This window comes from Pseudomonas sp. AC169, from assembly GCF_979258515.1.
In genome coordinates, this window is record NZ_OZ409866.1 from 4,791,189 (window position 1) to 4,808,458 (window position 17,270).

Annotated in this window: 12 protein-coding genes; 5 read left to right on the forward strand and 7 right to left on the reverse strand. The window is 60.2% G+C overall.

The window, feature by feature from the left end; genetic code table 11:
• Positions 1-311: 311 nt before the first annotated feature.
• The 4 genes from ACZZ0G_RS21515 to ACZZ0G_RS21530 form a co-directional block, all read right to left on the reverse strand.
• Entirely contained in the window at positions 312-1,982 is a 1,671-nt protein-coding gene (locus tag ACZZ0G_RS21515) for a protein kinase domain-containing protein (protein WP_463557440.1), read from the reverse strand.
• 7 nt (positions 1,983-1,989) lie between these two features.
• Positions 1,990-3,201 carry a nitrate/nitrite transporter gene (locus ACZZ0G_RS21520; RefSeq protein WP_463557441.1) on the reverse strand — a complete coding sequence of 404 codons (1,212 nt, stop codon included), beginning with the start codon at positions 3,199-3,201 and terminating at the stop codon, positions 1,990-1,992.
• Positions 3,202-3,635: 434 nt separating this feature from the next.
• Complete coding sequence (locus tag ACZZ0G_RS21525; protein WP_007916390.1) at positions 3,636-4,211, reverse strand: ANTAR domain-containing response regulator; 576 nt, start codon at positions 4,209-4,211, stop codon at positions 3,636-3,638.
• Positions 4,212-4,226: 15 nt separating this feature from the next.
• Positions 4,227-5,438, reverse strand: coding sequence for a CmpA/NrtA family ABC transporter substrate-binding protein (locus ACZZ0G_RS21530; protein WP_463557442.1), 1,212 nt, complete (start codon positions 5,436-5,438; stop codon positions 4,227-4,229).
• A 223-nt stretch (positions 5,439-5,661) separates the two neighbouring features.
• Here ACZZ0G_RS21530 and ACZZ0G_RS21535 point away from each other — a divergent pair, with 223 nt between their 5' ends.
• Entirely contained in the window at positions 5,662-6,681 is a 1,020-nt protein-coding gene (locus ACZZ0G_RS21535; RefSeq protein WP_034152862.1) for a quinone-dependent dihydroorotate dehydrogenase, read from the forward strand.
• A 240-nt stretch (positions 6,682-6,921) separates the two neighbouring features.
• Here ACZZ0G_RS21535 and rmf read toward each other — a convergent pair whose 3' ends face one another.
• Positions 6,922-7,137 carry a ribosome modulation factor gene (gene rmf, locus ACZZ0G_RS21540; RefSeq protein ID WP_003223300.1) on the reverse strand — a complete coding sequence of 72 codons (216 nt, stop codon included), beginning with the start codon at positions 7,135-7,137 and terminating at the stop codon, positions 6,922-6,924.
• Between the two features lie 532 nt (positions 7,138-7,669).
• Between rmf and rlmKL the strand changes: the two genes are divergently transcribed.
• Both rlmKL and ACZZ0G_RS21550 read left to right on the forward strand, forming a co-directional pair.
• On the forward strand, positions 7,670-9,940 hold the full coding sequence (gene rlmKL, locus ACZZ0G_RS21545; RefSeq protein ID WP_463557443.1) for a bifunctional 23S rRNA (guanine(2069)-N(7))-methyltransferase RlmK/23S rRNA (guanine(2445)-N(2))-methyltransferase RlmL: 2,271 nt from the start codon (positions 7,670-7,672) through the stop codon (positions 9,938-9,940).
• Positions 9,941-10,087: 147 nt separating this feature from the next.
• Positions 10,088-12,469: a sensor domain-containing diguanylate cyclase gene (locus tag ACZZ0G_RS21550; RefSeq protein ID WP_463557444.1), complete on the forward strand. Its 2,382-nt coding sequence runs from the start codon at positions 10,088-10,090 to the stop codon at positions 12,467-12,469.
• 135 nt (positions 12,470-12,604) lie between these two features.
• Here ACZZ0G_RS21550 and dacB read toward each other — a convergent pair whose 3' ends face one another.
• Positions 12,605-14,065, reverse strand: coding sequence for a D-alanyl-D-alanine carboxypeptidase/D-alanyl-D-alanine endopeptidase (gene dacB / locus ACZZ0G_RS21555; protein WP_463557445.1), 1,461 nt, complete (start codon positions 14,063-14,065; stop codon positions 12,605-12,607).
• 234 nt (positions 14,066-14,299) lie between these two features.
• Between dacB and ACZZ0G_RS21560 the strand changes: the two genes are divergently transcribed.
• Positions 14,300-14,644, forward strand: a complete 345-nt coding sequence (locus tag ACZZ0G_RS21560) for a YggL family protein (protein WP_095189455.1) — start codon at positions 14,300-14,302, stop codon at positions 14,642-14,644.
• A gap of 242 nt (positions 14,645-14,886) precedes the next feature.
• On the opposite strand, the gene ACZZ0G_RS21565 is transcribed toward ACZZ0G_RS21560, so the two are convergent.
• A complete protein-coding gene (locus ACZZ0G_RS21565) occupies positions 14,887-16,077 on the reverse strand; it encodes a benzoate/H(+) symporter BenE family transporter (RefSeq protein ID WP_463557446.1) in 1,191 nt (396 codons plus the stop codon).
• A 357-nt stretch (positions 16,078-16,434) separates the two neighbouring features.
• Here ACZZ0G_RS21565 and ACZZ0G_RS21570 point away from each other — a divergent pair, with 357 nt between their 5' ends.
• Entirely contained in the window at positions 16,435-17,199 is a 765-nt protein-coding gene (locus tag ACZZ0G_RS21570) for a GntR family transcriptional regulator (protein ID WP_007918375.1), read from the forward strand.
• The last annotated feature ends 71 nt before the right edge of the window (positions 17,200-17,270 follow it).

The following is a 17,270-nucleotide window of genomic DNA, read 5'->3' on the forward strand; positions in this document are numbered from 1 at the left end:
GGCCTCTTTTGGGCAGTCAGGCCTTGCTCGAGAAATTTTGCGCAAACAAAAAAAGGCGTCCCGCTAGTTGCCTAGCGAGGACGCCTTTGTCCTGGTCCCGTTCTCTCGGGAAGCGCAGCCTTCGTCGTTGAAGGTTGGGCTTTATGTGTGTGTTGAATGGGGTAATGCAGTGGTTGTGCCAAGTGGGGACGGTGGCGGGTTTATTGGGGGTGACGGATTTTGAGGATGGTTTTTTTGCACTGATTCGAAGCGGGTTGCTCGTTCGTGGGGCATTCAGGGAGATGGATTTGTGGTGAATGGCGCGATGCGGTTCAACTGTGAAACAACAAAACCAGCAGCACCAGATTCCCAAGCAAAGCCACCAATGCCATCGTCCGCCAGACCTTCAATGGCTCACGCTCCAGCAACGGTCTGGGTCGCACACTCAAACTCCGACGCTCGCCCTGTTCCAACACCAACAGCCATTCTTCCGCCGTTTCAAACCGTTGTTGCGGATCCGCCGCCACCCCGCGCTCCAGACTCTGCGCCAGCCATTCCGGCAGATCCGGTCGAAAACGGCTGGCACTCACCGCTACACCAAAGCGCGGTCGCTGAAACGCTTCGATCTCGCCATAGGGAAAATGCCCGGTCAGCAGGAAATACAGGGTCACACTGACCGCATACAGATCCTGCTGCGCACTCGGCGGATCGCCGCGAAACGCTTCCGGGGCGATGTAACTGGGGGTTCCGGGCAGTGTCGACGGCGCGTCTTCGGACAGCCCCGGGCAGTACGCCAGACCAAAATCCAGCAGGCGCAATTCGCCGTCATCACCCCAATGCAGGTTCTCCGGTTTGATGTCGCGATGCAGAATCTGCCTCCGATGCAGCAGGCCGACCGCGCGCAACAGGCGCTCGGCGATGTCCTGCCACTGCGCCAACGGCAACGGGCCGGACTGTTGAAACAGCTGCGCCAGCGTTGTCCCGGAATATTCCCGCATCACGTAGTACAAATGCTGACGCTGCTGGCAGGCATGGACTTCAGGAAAGTGGCGGCCGGCCACGCGTTTGAGGAACCATTCCTCAGACAGCAGCGCTTGTCCGGCGTGGGAATCGTCGCTGGAACGCGACGCTAGGGTTTTCAGTAACCACGTCTGGCCCTGTGCATCGACAACCCGATACAGCAGCGATTGCTGGCTCTGAGCGACAATCCCCTGCACCTGCCAGCCTTCGAAGGATTGGCCGGGTTTCAGCGTTGGCGGCAGGGGCCATTGCTGCAAATGAATCAGTGCATCGCCGATATTCGCTTCACCCACCGCATCGACCCGCACAAGCAATGCACTGGCGTTGTCCTGACTCCCTGCCATATGCGCGGCATTGACCAGCGTTTGCGCAGCACTGCTCAGATCCGGCTGGTCACGCAGAATCGCCGCAATCGCGGTATCGCCCAGCGTCGACCAGACACCGTCACTGAGCAAAACAAAGCACTCGCCGTCGCGCAGTTCACCGTCAAGGAAGTCCAGCACCAGATGCTGATCCAGCCCCAGCGCGCGTTTGAGCACATGCTGCATGCCCGGCTGATCCCAGACGTGATCTTCCGAGACCCGCTGCAAACTATCGCCGTGCCAGCGATACACCCGGCAGTCGCCGACGTGGGCGAGGGTAAAACGCCGCCCTCGCATGACCAAAACACTGACCGTGGTGAGCAATGGCTGCCCACCGCCGTTGGCCTGCAGCCAGCGGTTTTGCGCGAGCAACAGACGATCCAGCGCCTGGGCCACGCTCCAGGTTTCCGGCGTGGCGTAATAGTCGAGCGCCAGCGCCTGCAAGGTCGAACGCGCAGCCAGTCCGCCATCGGCACATTGGCTGACGCCGTCGGCGATGGCGAACAGATAACCTTTGCTCGCCGCCAGCGCCGGGGCCGGTGTCACCGAACGCAGAGCGTCCTGATTTTCCGCGCGCGGACCGGTGGCGCTGGCTTCGGCAAAATTCAGTTGCAGTGCCATCGACGGTTCAGACCCGCGCCGCTGTCACCGCCGCCGAACCCCAGGTGGTTCTCCAGCGACGCTTGACGCCGTGCAGGCCAAACCATGCCAACACGCCTAGGCTGGCGAACAACCACAGCGCCAACTGATAGCTGCCGGTGCTCTGTTTGATCGCGCCCATGCCGGCGGCCAAGGCAAAACCGCCGATGCCGCCGGCCATGCCGATCAGTCCGGTCATGACGCCGATCTCCAGACGAAAACGCTGCGGCACCAGTTGGAAAACCGCGCCGTTGCCTGCCCCCAAACCGAGCATGGTGCAGACGAAAAGTGCCAGCGCCGCGTAGGAACTTGGCAGGTTGAAACCGACAGCAGCGATGCACACGGCGGCAACGGTGTACATCGCCAGCAGCGTGCGGATGCCACCGAAACGATCCGCCAGCGCGCCACCCAGCGGTCGCATCAGACTGCCGCCGAACACGCAGGCGGCGGTGTAGTAACCAGCGGTCACCGGGCTCAAGCCGTACTGATCGTTGAAGTAGCCGGGCAGGGCGCTGGCCAGGCCGATAAAGCCGCCGAAGGTGACGCTGTAGAAGAACATGAACCACCAGCTGTCGCGGTCGCCCAGGGCTTTGAAGTAGTCGGTCATGGCTTTGGCTTTCGGCCGCTGCGGCGCATTTTTGGCCAGCCAGGCAAACAGCACCAGCGTCAGGATCAATGGAATCAGGGCGAAACCGAAAACATTGCTCCAGCCAAACGCAGCGGCGAGCACCGGTGCCAGCAGCGCGGCGAACACGGTGCCGGAGTTGCCTGCACCGGCAATGCCCATGGCTTTGCCCTGGTGCTGCGGCGGATACCATTGCGAAGCCAAGGGCAGGGCGACGGCGAACGACGCGCCGGCCATGCCGAGGAACAGGCCGAGGATCAATGCCTGCTCGTAGCTATGAATGCCGATTTTCCAGGCGCCGAACAGCGCGCAAATCACAATGACCTGACCGATCAACCCGGCGGTTTTCGGCGACAGACGATCGGCGAGCATGCCCATCACGAAGCGCAGTACGGCGCCGGCGAGGATCGGCGTGGCAACGACGAGGCCGCGTTGTTGCGTGGTCAGGTGCAAATCAGCAGCGATCTGCACCGCCAGCGGGCCGAGCAGGTACCAGACCATGAAGCTCAGGTCGAAATAGAGGAAGGCCGCGAACAATGTCGGGGTGTGGCCGGATTTCCAGAAGCTTGAATTCATCGCGCACCTCAGCTGAAAAGAGTCTCGAAAGGAGTCGTGCAACAGCAGGTGGGGCGCCGCCACGGCCGCACCACCGGCCCCGGGCTGTGGGGCCAAAACGCAAAAACGCCGCTACCTGATGCGCCGGTTGGGCGAACGGGTGAGCGACGTCTTTGTCGTAGGTGGGGCAACCGCCGTTGGTTACCTGTGCGTTTTACTTAGCGAGATTTGTGCCAACAGCCGGAAAGTCAAAAGCCCCTCACCCTAACCCTCTCCCAGAGGGAGAGGGGACTGATTGGGGGATGCTAAAGAAGTACGCCGACCTGTGATTTTCTACTGTGAATCCATAATCGACTCGGTCTTTCAGGTCGATGTTTGACGTCAGACAGCTCGGTCGGTCCCCTCTCCCTCTGGGAGAGGGCTAGGGTGAGGGGCTTTTCAAGCGGTCAGCGAATTCAGCCGAGCAACTCACTCATGGCTATGATTTGTTCGGCCACCTGAATCAGCTTCTGCTGCCGGCTCATCGCCTGGCGCCGCATCAAGGTGTAAGCCTCTTCCTCATTGCAATCCTTCATCTTCATCAATAACCCCTTGGCCAGCTCAATGCGCTTGCGCTCAGCCAATTGCTGATCACGCGCCTGTAACTGCGCACGCAACGCCTGATCACTCTCGAACCGGGCCATCGCCACATCGAGAATTGGCTGCAAACGCTGTGCGTGAATGCCTTCGACGATGTAGGCACTGACCCCGGACTTGATCGCCTGACGCATTACTCCCGGATCATGCTCATCGGTAAACATCACGATTGGCCGTGGCTGGTCGCGGCTGACCAGCACCACTTGCTCCATGACATCGCGGCTCGGTGACTCGGTATCGATCAGAATCACGTCCGGGCGCACCGTTTCGACGCGCGCGGGCAGGTCGATGGTCAAACCGGACTCGTCGATCACCTCGAAACCGGCCTCGGTCAGCGCAGCTTTCAGGCGACCGACTTTTTTCGCCGTGTCATTGATCAGCAGAATGCGCAACATGTTCGCGGTCTCCTGTCAGCGGCGGGCGAGAAGGGGAGCATCGTCGTTCAACGCGTGCAACTTGAAACTGCGTGCGTAAGCGGCCGGGTCGCTGCCGTCCCAGATCTTGCCGTCAAGCAACTGGCTGCTGCGCATGTCGGTGCCCCATGCGGCGACGCCGACAGCGGTGGCGGCGTCGCGGTAGATATCCAGTTGCTGAACCTGGCGGGCGACGGCGAGGTAATCCGGATCTTCACGCAGCAGGCCCCAGCGGCGGAACTGGGTCATGAACCACATGCCGTCCGACAGATAAGGCAGATTAACCTCGCCGTTGCCGTGGAAACGCAGCGCGTGCGGATCCTGCCAGCGATTGCCGAGGCCATCGGCATAATCTCCGAGAAAACGCGGTTCGATGCACGACAGCGGCGCGTCCAGATATTCCGGCGCACTGAGCAATTGCGCGGTGCTGCGACGATTTTCCGGGCTCTCTTCGATAAAGCGGCTGGCTTCAAGGATCGCCATCACCAGCGCCCGTGCGGTGTTCGGGTATTGCTCGACAAATTCACGGGTGCAGCCAAGGACTTTCTCCGGGTGATCGGGCCAGATGGTCTGGCTGGTCGCGAGGGTGAAACCGAGGTCCTGCTGCACCGCGCTGGCGGCCCACGGTTCGCCGACGCAAAAACCATCAATACGCCCGGCTTGCAGATGCGCGACCATTTGCGGCGGCGGCACCACCACACTGTCGACGTCCTGCAGCGGATGGATGCCCTGACTCGCCAGCCAGTAATACAGCCACATCGCGTGAGTGCCGGTGGGAAAGGTTTGCGCGAAGGTCAGTTTTGCGCGGCTTTGGTGCACGTGGCGGTCCAGCGCTTCAGGACTGGTCACGCCGAGGTTTTGCAGGCTGTGGGACAAATTGAGGCTTTGCCCGTTTTGATTCAGGCCCATCAGCACAGCCATATCGGTCGGAGCGACGCCGCCAATGCCCAAGTGCACGGCGTAAATCAATCCGTACAGGCTGTGCGCGGCATCGAGTTCACCGCTGACCAGCTTGTCGCGCAGATTCGCCCACGACGCCTGGCGCTTGAGATTCAGCGTTAGCCCGTAAGGTTGAGCAAAGCCCTGCGTGGCCGCGACGACGACCGAGGCGCAATCGCTCAGCGCCATGAAGCCAAGGTTGATCGCGGTCTTTTCCGGGGCATCGCTGCCATTGACCCAGGCCAGTGGCCCTACCGAAGGTTCATTCATCCAGCGTTACCTCAAAAAAAAGCGCCGCCGCAGACTTTGCACAGGCAAAACCCGGGACGACGCCATTGTCCTTGCCCGCGTGCCGTCATTGGCCTGCGCGCTGATAGCCAAGGAGGGTGCAAGGCATATGCCAGAGACAGCGATTTGCGCGTGCGCCTCGCGCGGCAGGTCGATGCCCGGCTATAATCGCCGCCTCTTTTCGCCGCCCGAGTCATCGCCGCCCATGTACACCCTGGCCCGTCAGCTGTTGTTCAAACTTTCCCCGGAAACCTCCCACGATCTGTCGCTGGATCTGATCGGCGCGGGTGGGCGTTTGGGCCTCAACGGCTTGCTGTGCAAGGCGCCGGCAAAGAAACCGGTGACGGTCATGGGCCTCGAATTCCCCAACCCGGTGGGGCTGGCGGCCGGGCTGGACAAGAATGGCGCGGCCATCGATGGCTTTGCGCAACTGGGTTTCGGTTTTGTCGAAATCGGCACCGTGACCCCGCGTCCGCAGCCGGGCAACCCGAAACCACGGATCTTCCGTTTGCCGGAAGCCGAGGCGATCATCAACCGCATGGGTTTCAACAACCTCGGTGTCGATAACCTGCTGGCGCGGGTGGCTGCGGCGAAATACAAAGGCGTGCTGGGCATCAACATCGGCAAGAACTTCGATACCCCGGTTGAACGCGCGGTCGACGATTACCTGATCTGCCTGGACAAGGTGTACGCCCACGCCAGCTACGTGACGGTCAACGTCAGTTCGCCGAACACTCCGGGCCTGCGCAGCCTGCAATTTGGTGATTCGCTCAAGCAGTTGCTCGCGGATCTGGCTACCCGCCGTGCCGAACTGGCGTTACGTCATGGCAAGCATGTGCCGCTGGCGATCAAGATTGCCCCGGACATGACCGATGAAGAAACCGCGCAGGTTGCCCAGGCGCTGATCGAAACCGGCATGGACGCGGTGATCGCGACCAACACCACGCTGAGTCGTGTTGGCGTTGAAGGCATGGAGCATGGCGACGAGGCGGGCGGTTTGTCGGGGGCGCCGGTGCGGGAGAAGAGCACCAATACTGTGAAAGTGCTGGCCGGTGAGTTGGCGGGGCGGTTGCCGATCATTGCGGCTGGCGGGATTACCGAAGGCAAGCATGCGGCTGAGAAGATTCTCGCCGGTGCGAGCCTGGTGCAAATCTACTCCGGCTTCATCTATAAGGGCCCGGCGCTGATTCGTGAATCGGTAGACGCGATCGCCGCCCTGCGCTGACCCCTTGTGGGAGTGAGCCTGCTCGCGAAGGCGCCAGTTCAGTCAATATTTCTGTGACTGACACACCGCTTTCGCGAGCAGGCTCGCTCCCACAGGGTTTTTGTTTAGGCACAAATAATGTGACAGGCATAAAAAAGGGCTCCTCGAAGGAGCCCCTGGGCCGTAGCCCGCCGTCCGGGAAGGACGTGCATGGTAAGTCGTTGCAAATTCAGATTGTCGTGTCGGAATTAATGCCCTGTGTCAGCCGACGGCGTGAAGTTCGTTGAGTCTGTGGATTCCCGCAGTGCCGGTCATACCGTCCCAGTTGTCGCCGCGTCCTTCTCGCCAGCCGTTGATCCAGGCTTGACGTACCGACGGTAGAGTAAATGGGCAAAGCTCACGGGATTTGCCACCAACGCCATATTGATATCCGCGCAAAAATGCTCTTTCCAACGGATCACGCTTAAGTCTTCTCATAGGGTGTTTCCCTCACTTGTTGACTGTTTGTGTCGCGTTGACCTCAACTGAGGTCGGGCAGAAAACAACCTGCCATGGTGCGGCTCGCTGCCGGCGTGGCGAGCCAAGGTGTTGACGCCGTTGCGACGTCAACCTGTGCTCAGTTCTAACCAATGAGTCACAGCGATGGAATGACCGTTTTGTCATAAGGACGTAACGAAAAGGATGCTATAGCGATAAGTAACTGCGTATTTATTGAACGTTTATTGAGCAAACCCCGGTATGATCGGCCCCGCGCTGGATGATGGGGTTAATTCTTTAGTGAGAATGACCCACGTTTGCGCTGGGGTATAAAGCGACGAAGGGTCGCTTTAAGACTTTTTGTTGCATCAACTTTTTTATCTGTCCCGGCATCTAAGCTCTTTTAACCCGAGCAGCGGGGATGGAACGGCACACCTTCGTGCCACGCGGGCGTTCTTTTAGAAAAGCGCCTGATTGAAAACCGGATCGGCAATGCGTTGCCGATTCACTAGCCAAAGGCTCTGGAAATACCATGTCCGACCGTTTCGAACTCTTCCTCACTTGCCCTAAAGGCCTTGAAGGCCTGCTCATCGAGGAAGCCGTCGGGCTTGGCCTTGAAGAAGCGCGCGAGCACACTTCCGCCGTGCGTGGCATGGCGACCATGGAAACCGCTTATCGCCTGTGCCTCTGGTCGCGTCTGGCCAACCGCGTATTGCTGGTGCTCAAGCGCTTCCCGATGAAAGACGCCGAAGACCTGTACCACGGCGTGCTCGACATCGACTGGCAGGATCACATGCTCAGCGACGGCACCCTTGCCGTTGAATTCAGTGGTCATGGCTCAGGCATCGACAACACCCACTTCGGCGCCTTGAAAGTCAAAGACGCCATCGTCGACAAACTGCGCACCCCACAGGGCGACCGCCCATCGATCGACAAGCTCAACCCGGACCTGCGCATTCACCTGCGCCTGGATCGCGGCGAAGCGATTCTCTCCCTCGACCTCTCCGGCCACAGCCTGCACCAGCGCGGTTATCGCTTGCAGCAGGGCGCGGCGCCGCTGAAGGAAAACCTTGCGGCGGCGATCCTGATCCGTTCCGGCTGGCCGCGCATTGCCGCCGAAGGCGGCGCGTTGGCTGACCCGATGTGCGGTGTTGGTACGTTCCTCGTCGAAGCCAGCATGATTGCCGCCGATATGGCACCGAACCTGCGTCGTGAGCAGTGGGGCTTTACCGCGTGGCTGGGTCACGTGCCGGCGCTGTGGAAAAAACTCCACGAAGAAGCCGTCGAGCGTGCCGCTGCCGGTCTGGCCAAGCCACCGCTGTGGATTCGTGGTTACGAAGCTGATCCTCGGCTGATTCAACCGGGCCGCAACAACGTTGAGCGTGCCGGTCTGAGCGAGTGGATCAAGATCTACCAGGGCGAAGTCGCGACCTTCGAGCCGCGTCCGGACCAGAACCAGAAAGGTCTGGTCATCTGCAACCCGCCGTACGGTGAGCGTCTCGGTGACGAAGCCAGCCTGTTGTATCTCTACCAGAACCTCGGCGAGCGTCTGCGTCAGGCCTGCCTGAACTGGGAAGCGGCGGTGTTCACCGGCGCGCCGGATCTGGGCAAGCGCATGGGCATCCGCAGCCATAAACAGTATTCATTCTGGAACGGCGCGCTGCCGTGCAAACTGCTGTTGATCAAAGTGCTGCCGGATCAGTTCGTCACCGGCGAGCGTCGCACTCCGGAACAGCGTCAGGCCGAGCGCGAGCAAGCGGCTTACGACCAGACCCCGGACGAGCCGCAAGAACGCAAGTTCAACAAGAATGGCAACCCGATCAAACCGACGCCAGCCCCGGCACCGGTGATCGAGCAACCGCGCTTGAGCGAAGGCGGGCAGATGTTTGCCAACCGCCTGCAAAAAAACCTCAAGGCCATGGGCAAGTGGGTCAAGCGCGAAGGCATCGATTGCTACCGCGTCTACGATGCCGATATGCCTGAATACGCGATGGCGATCGATCTGTACCACGATTGGGTGCACGTTCAGGAATACGCCGCGCCAAAATCCATCGACCCGGAAAAAGCCTCGGCGCGCATGTTCGATGCCCTGGCGGCCATTCCGCAGGCGCTCAACGTCGATAAGAGCCGCGTGGTGGTCAAACGCCGCGAGCGCCAGAGCGGCACCAAGCAGTACGAGCGTCAGGCTGCGCAAGGCAAGTTCAATGAAGTCAGCGAGGGCGGCGTGAAGTTGCTGGTCAACCTCACCGATTACCTCGACACCGGTCTGTTCCTCGATCACCGCCCGATGCGCATGCGCATTCAGAAAGAGGCGGCCGGCAAGCGCTTCCTCAATCTGTTCTGCTACACCGCGACCGCCAGTGTGCACGCGGCCAAGGGCGGTGCGCGCAGCACCACCAGCGTTGACCTGTCGAAAACCTACCTCGACTGGGCACGCCGCAACCTGTCGCTGAACGGCTACTCGGACAAGAACCGTCTGGAGCAGGGCGATGTGATGGCGTGGCTGGAAAGCAGCCGTGACGAGTACGACCTGATCTTCATCGATCCGCCGACGTTCTCCAACTCCAAGCGCATGGAAGGCATCTTCGACGTGCAGCGTGATCAGGTGCAGTTGATTGACCTGGCCATGGCGCGTCTGGCAACTGGCGGTGTGCTGTATTTCTCCAACAACTTCCGCAAGTTCCAGTTGGAAGAAAACCTCGCTGAGCGTTACGCGGTCGAGGAAATCAGCGCGCAGACCATCGATCCGGATTTCGCCCGTAACACCAAGATCCACCGCGCCTGGAAAATCACGGCTCGTTGACGCTTGGCGCAATTGGATCCACAGAGCCTTGATTTTTAAAGGCTCCGTGGATCTGCCCGCGCTAGCTAAATTAGTGGCTAATAGCTATAACTCACACACGGTCAATGGGGTTTTCCCGTAAATGCTGGCGTAGTGTGAGTTGTCTTTATGTCGTTGCACCCCGTGCGCCCAAAGATTCTGGGTTTCATCAGTGAAGACGTCTCGGCCTGGCTGGTCGCGCTGCTGGTATTGCTCGCCGGCGGGATTCTCACGGGGCTGCTCGCCTGGGCCACCCTCAATCAGTTCCAGCAACAGATCCGTCAGCGTTTCCAACTGCTGGCCAACGAACGTTACACCCGCATCGAAGAACGCTTTCAGGATCAGGAACAACGCCTCGATGGCCTGCGGCGCTTCTTCGCCAACTCTGAATCGGTGTCCCGCGCCGAATTCGACGGTTACACCCAACCCTTATTAATGCGTACTCAGGCCTATTCGTTTGCCCTCAAGGTCAGCGGTGCCGAGCGCGCTGCGTTCGAGCAGCGGGTGCGTGACGAAGGCCTGACCAACTTCACGATCCGTGAGCTGAATGCGCAGGGCGAGCTGCAACTGGCGGACGTGCGCGATGAATACGTGCCGGTGCTCTACAGCCAGACGCAGAGTCGACTCGGCTCACCGTTAGGTTATGACCTGCTGGCGCAACCCCTGCGCCGGGACGTCCTGGAGCGTGCCGATAAGCTCGGCGGACTGGCGGTATCGCAACCCATGCATCTGGTCAGCATCGAGCCGTCCTACGCGCGCGGCGTGTTGCTGGTGGCGCCAGTGAGCCGCAGCGCCGAGCGGCAGTCGTTTGGTTACGTGGTGGCGGTGATCAGCATGCGCCAGTTACTGGCCGACGGTTTGCCGGACGCCTTTCATGACTATCTATCGGTGCGTATTCTCGACATGTCGACCAATGATCAGCACGAAGTGTTGTTCGAATCGAGCAACGAGCCGGCGCCGAGCGATCTGTCGGCCACGCGGTTGTTGCGCATGGCCGATCACGACTATCAGGTCGATATTCTGCCGAGCGACGCCTTCGTTCAGGCCAATCATTCGTCGGTCGGCAGTGTGATCGTTCTGGGCGGCTTGCTCAGTCTGCTGCTCAGCGCCTTGCTCTACGTGTTGGTCAGTCAACGCCAGCGCGCCTTGCGCATGGTCGAACTGCGCACACAGGAACTTCATGCCAGCGAGCAGGAACTGCGCGGCACCCACGGCCAGTTACGCGGCGTGCTGAATGCGGCGACGCAGGTGGCGATCATCGCCACCGACCTGCGCGGGGTGATCAATACCTTCAACCCCGGCGCCGAACAAATGCTCGGCTACAGCAGCGCCGATGTCGTCGGCCACATGACCCTGGAAAACCTGCACCTGCCCCGTGAGCTCACGGCCCGCGCTGCCGAGTTGGGTGCGCGCTACGGCAAAAGCATCCCGACCTGCCACGCGATGCTGGTCGAGGGTGGCGAAGTCGGTGGCCACGAGGCTCGCGAGTGGACGCTGGTGCGCAGCGATGGCAGTCATATTCCGGTGAACATGCTCGCCACCCCGGTACTGGATGAACAGGGATTGTGGGTCGGGCATCTGGCGATCTGCATCGACATCACCGAACGCAAGCGCGTGCACGAGGTGCTGGCGGCGCGGGATGTGTTGCTGAAGAAACTCAGCGCCCACGTGCCCGGCGGCATTTATCAATTCAAGATGGAATTCGATGGGCGCTTCAGCGTGATCTACGCCAGCGACGGCATCCGCGAGATCTACGAGCTGGAGCCGGACGTGCTGTTGTTCAACGCCGAGGCGATCTTCACGCGCATTCATCCACAAGACGTTACGCGTGTGCGCTCTTCCATTCGCGCCTCGGCCGACAGCCTCAGCCCGTGGCGCGAGGAGTATCGCGTACAGCTACCCGAGCGCGGCCTGCGCTGGGTACGCGGCGAGGCGACGCCGGAAGAACTGCCGGGCGGCGGGGTGCTGTGGCATGGCTATATCTCGGATATTTCCGACCTGAAACGCGTGGAAGAAGAACTGCGCGCGCTGTCGGTGACCGATTCGCTGACAGGCATCCATAACCGCCGCTACTTCCAGGAACGCCTGACCACGGAAATGGCCCGGGTCGAGCGCGGTGGTGGCGAGCTGTCGGTGATCATGCTCGATATCGACCACTTCAAACGCATCAACGATCAGTATGGCCATGCCGTGGGCGACCGGGTGCTGCAAGCGGTGTGCGAACGCATCGGCCATCGTTTGCGGCGCACCGATGTGTTCTGCCGGTTGGGTGGCGAGGAGTTCATGGTGCTGTGCCCGGACATCGACGGCGAACATGCGTACATGCTGGCGGTTGAACTGTGGCAGGGCTTGCGCAGTGCGCCGGTGGATGTGGTCGGCGTGGTGACCGCGAGTTTCGGGATCGCCAGTTGGCGACCGGGGGAGGGCGCAGATGCGCTGTTGCTCAGGGCGGATTCGGGCGTGTATATGGCGAAGCAGCGCGGGCGCGATCGTGTCGAGCAGATGAGCTAGACCCTGGCACCAAACCAATGTGGGAGCAAGCTTGCTCGCGAAGGCGGTGTATCAGTCAGCACATTTATTGACTGACCTGACGCCTTCGCGAGCAAGCTCGCTTCCACAGGTTTTTGCGGTGTTGCTTGAACCGCGTTACAGAACCGAAGCGGTCTGCGCCAGTTTCGGCTGCTTGTAGAGGTCCAGCAGCACCTGATCCAGCACCGACGATGCACCAAACGGCGCCTTGTCGTTGAGGATCGCCACCACCGCCCAGGTGTTGCCATTCACATCACGGCTGAAACCGGCGATCGCCCGCACAGTGTTCAAAGTCCCTGTCTTGACGTGCGCCTCACCGCGCATCGCCGTGGTTTTCAGGCGCTTGCGCATGGTGCCGTCGGTGCCGGCGATCGGCAGCGAGCTGATGTACTCGGCGGCATACGGGCTGTGCCACGCCGCTTGCAGCATGCTCGCCATCTCGCGGGCGCTGACCCGTTCGGCGCGGGACAGGCCGGAACCGTTCTCCATCACCAGATGCGGCGCAGTAATGCCTTTCTTCGCCATCCACTGACGCACTACACGTTGCGCCGCTTTGGCGTCATCACCGTCGGCGTCGTTGCGGAAGCGTTGGCCAAGGCTGAGGAACAGCTGCTGGGCCATGGTGTTGTTACTGTATTTGTTGATGTCGCGGATGATTTCCGCCAGATCCGGCGAGTAGGCACGCGCGAGCAGTTTGGCGTTGCTCGGGGTCGAGGCCAGACGGTCCTTGCCCTGAATGCTGCCACCGAGTTCTTTCCAGATCGCGCGTACAGCGCCGGCGGTGTAGGTCGCGTGGTCGAGCAGCGACAGGTAAGTCTGCGAGCTGCAACCTTCGCCCAACTGACCGGCCACGGTCACGGTCACGCTGCCATCGGCCTCAGGCACCGGGTTGTAGCGCACGCCGCCGGTGCATTGCTTGGAGGGCAGGGCTTTAACAGTGTTGGCGATCTTTACGCTGGCGATCGGCGGTTCAACCGAGATCAGCACCCGGCCGTTATCGTTGCGGGCGACAAAGCGCAGGGCCTTGAGGTTGACCAACAGCGAGTCGGGTTTGACCAGGAATGGTTTGTTCTCGTCATTGCCGTCATCGTTGAATTCCGGCAGCACCGGCTGCACGAAGAAATTGCGGTCGAGTATCAGGTCGCCGGTAATTTGGGTCACGCCGTTGGCCCGCAGGTCGCGCATCAGCAGCCAGAGTTTTTCCATGTTCAGCTTCGGATCGCCGCCACCCTTGAGGTAGAGGTTGCCGTTGAGGATGCCGCCGTTGAGGTCGCCATCGGTGTAGAACTCGGTTTTCCACTGATGATTGGGGCCGAGCATTTCCAGCGCCGCGTAAGTGGTGACCAGTTTCATGGTCGAGGCCGGGTTGACCGACACATCGGCGTTGAACACGGTCGGCGTGCCCGGGCCGTCCAGCGGCACCATCACCAGCGACAGGGCGCTAGGCTGCAATTTGCTCGCCTTGAGGGCTTTTTCGACATTCGGGGTGAGGGAAGTGTTGATGGTGGCAGCGGAAACAGGCAGGGCCAAAGGCAGAAGAAGGCCGGCGAGAAACAGTGGACGCAACGATTTGATCATATGAAATAAAACCCTACAGCCGAGGGGAAAAAAGACGAGGACATGGATGAAAAGGTCCTCAGTGGTCACGAAAGTGTCGGCATTATGCCCCAACCTGTAACAGGTTGTGCCTTGTCCGGGCAGGCCAATACGTTATTTTTTTACAGGCGGTCGGTCGCTGTGTCCAGAGAGTCGGGCAATCGGTTGCTTAAACTGGTAAAGTGCCCGCCGTATTTACTTAAGAGGATTGTTCCAATGGCGACTAACCGTTCCCAGCGTCTGCGCAAAAAACTGTGCGTTGATGAATTTCAAGAGCTGGGTTTCGAACTGAACCTGGACTTCAAAGAAGACTTGTCCGAAGAAGCCATTGACGCTTTCCTCGAAGCCTTCATCAAAGAAGCCATGGAAGCCAATGGTCTGGGTTATGTTGGCGGCGACGACTTCGGTCTGGTTTGCCTGCAGAAGCGTGGCTCGGTCAACGAAGAGCAGCGCGCTGCCGTTGAAGCCTGGCTGAAAAACCGTTCCGAGCTGACCAAGGCTGAAATCAGCCCGCTGCTGGACGTGTGGTATCCGGAAAAGCCGATCAACGCGGCTAAGTGATACTGAAAAAAACGGCGACCTGAGGGTCGCCGTTTTTTTTCGTCTGGTGTTTGGGTGTTCGGTTTGGAATTTGCGGTGGAGCTGCCCCTCACCCCAGCCCTCTCCCAAGGGAGAGGGGGCCGATTTGCGAGCTGTTCAACACCTGAGTTCAACTCGGGGTCACGTGTCGCTATAACTCCCGCATCCAACGCGGTCAGTCCCCTCTCCCTCCGGGAGAGGGTTAGGGTGAGGGGCTTTTGACCTTAAGCTTTACGCCAATTCAAAATCACCAGCGTCAAAACCCCCGCAACAATCCCCCAAAAAGCCGAACCAATGGAAAACAACGTCAGCCCCGACGCCGTGACCATAAAGGTAATCAACGCCGCCTCCCGTTCCTTCACCTCGGTCATGGCAATGCTCAAACCATTGATGATCGAACCAAACAGCGCCAGCGCCGCAATCGACAGCACCAGTTCCTTCGGCAGCGCGGCGAACAACGCCGCCAACGTGGCGCCGAACACCCCGGCAATCCCGTAGAAAATCCCGCACCAGACCGCGGCGGTGTAGCGCTTGTTGCGATCTTCATGGGCGTGCGGCCCGGTGCAGATCGCCGCGCTGATCGCCGCGAGGTTGATGCCGTGGGAACCGAATGGCGCCAGCAACAGCGAAGCGATGCCGGTGGTGGTGATCAGTGGCGAGGCCGGCACGTTGTAGCCATCGGCGCGCAACACGGCGATGCCGGGCATGTTCTGCGAGGTCATCGCCACCACGAACAATGGAATGCCAATGCTGATCGTCGCCGCCAGCGAAAAGTGCGGCGTCGTCCATACCGGCGTCGCCACTTCCAGATGAAAGCCACTGAAGTCGAGTAAACCCATGAAACCCGACAGCGCGGTGCCGATCAGCAGCGCGGCGAGCACCGCATAACGTGGCGACAGGCGTTTGATCAGCAGATAAGTGAAGAACATCCCCAGCACCAACCCGGTGCGGTGCTGTGCGGCAACGAAGATTTCACTGCCGATCTTGAACAGAATGCCGGCCAGCAATGCCGCCGCCAGTGACGCCGGGATCTTTTTTACCAGCCGTTCGAAGCTGCCGGTCAACCCGCAAATGGTCACCAGCACGGCGCAGGTGATGTAGGCGCCAATGGCCTCGCTATAACTGACGCCGCCGAGGCTGGTGATCAGCAATGCTGCGCCCGGTGTCGACCAGGCGATTGTGATTGGCGTGCGATAACGCAGCGACAGGCCGATCGAACATACGGCCATGCCGATCGAGATCGCCCAGATCCACGAAGAAATCTGCCCGCTGGTCAGGCCCGCCGCTTGCCCGGCCTGAAACATCAGCACCAGCGAGCTGGTGTAACCGGTCATCATCGCGATGAACCCGGCGACGATGGCCGACGGCGAAGTGTCGGCCAGAGGGCGCAGTTGAGTGTGGGTGGCGTCGTTCATGACGGCGGTGTTCCTTATACCAATGAAGATCCCCGCCACAACAAAGAACCATGTGGGAGCGAGCCTGCTCGCGAAAGCGGTGTGTCAGTCAACATTCATATTGAATGTGAAATGGCTTTCGCGAGCAGGCTCGCTCCCACAGGGGATCACAGTCATTCGGCGGATTCTGCGATCAAGCCTAAACTCAAACGTAACGGATCGTTGCAATACAGCCGAAGTCACAAACAGCCGTACAGTCGTGTTGCCACCTTTCATTGTGTACAATCGCGCTGTTTTTTACGCGATACTTGCCAGCGACCTACTGTGCCGTATTACAGTCACGGTCTATTCGCCGCAGTTCTCCCGACTCGAGTGCCCATGAACGAACAGTTGCAACCCCTCAAGAAACAACCGCGAGCAGGCAAAGCCGGCCGCAGCGGAACCCAGGACGATATTGTCTACGCGCATATCTTCGAGGCCATCCTCGAACAGCGTCTGGCGCCCGGTACAAAATTGAGCGAAGAAGCGCTGGGGGAAATCTTCGGGGTTAGCCGCACCATCATTCGCCGCGCGCTGTCGCGTCTGGCCCATGAAGGCGTGGTGCTGTTGCGGCCGAACCGTGGCGCCGTGGTCGCCAGCCCAAGTGTTGAAGAGGCGCGTCAGGTGTTTCTCGCCCGTCGTCTGGTCGAACGCGCAATCACAGAGCTGGCGGTGCAACACGCGACGGCCGAGCAGATCGCCGAGTTGCGCCAGATGGTCAACGACGAACGCGACAGCTTCTCCCGTGGTGATCGCGGCGCCGGCATTCGTCTGTCGGGCGAATTCCACCTGAAACTGGCCGAAGCGGCGATGAACGCCCCGTTGATCAGCTTCCAGCGCAGTCTGGTTTCGCAGACGTCGCTGATCATTGCCCAGTATGAAAGCGGCAACCGTTCGCACTGTTCTTACGACGAGCACACCCAGTTGATCGACGCGATCGAGAAACGCGACGGCGAGCTGGCGGTGAATCTGATGATGCACCACATGGATCACATCGACAGCAAGCTCAACCTCGACGAGGAAGGCGCGTCGGATGACCTGCATGCGGTGTTCTCGCATTTGTTGCAGACCAAGAAGCCGGGGCGTCCTGCGGCCAAGCTCTGACTGACCAATAGAAAAATCCCCCGCAGCTGAAAAGTTGCGGGGGATTTTTTGTGCCTGCCTGATCGTTCCCC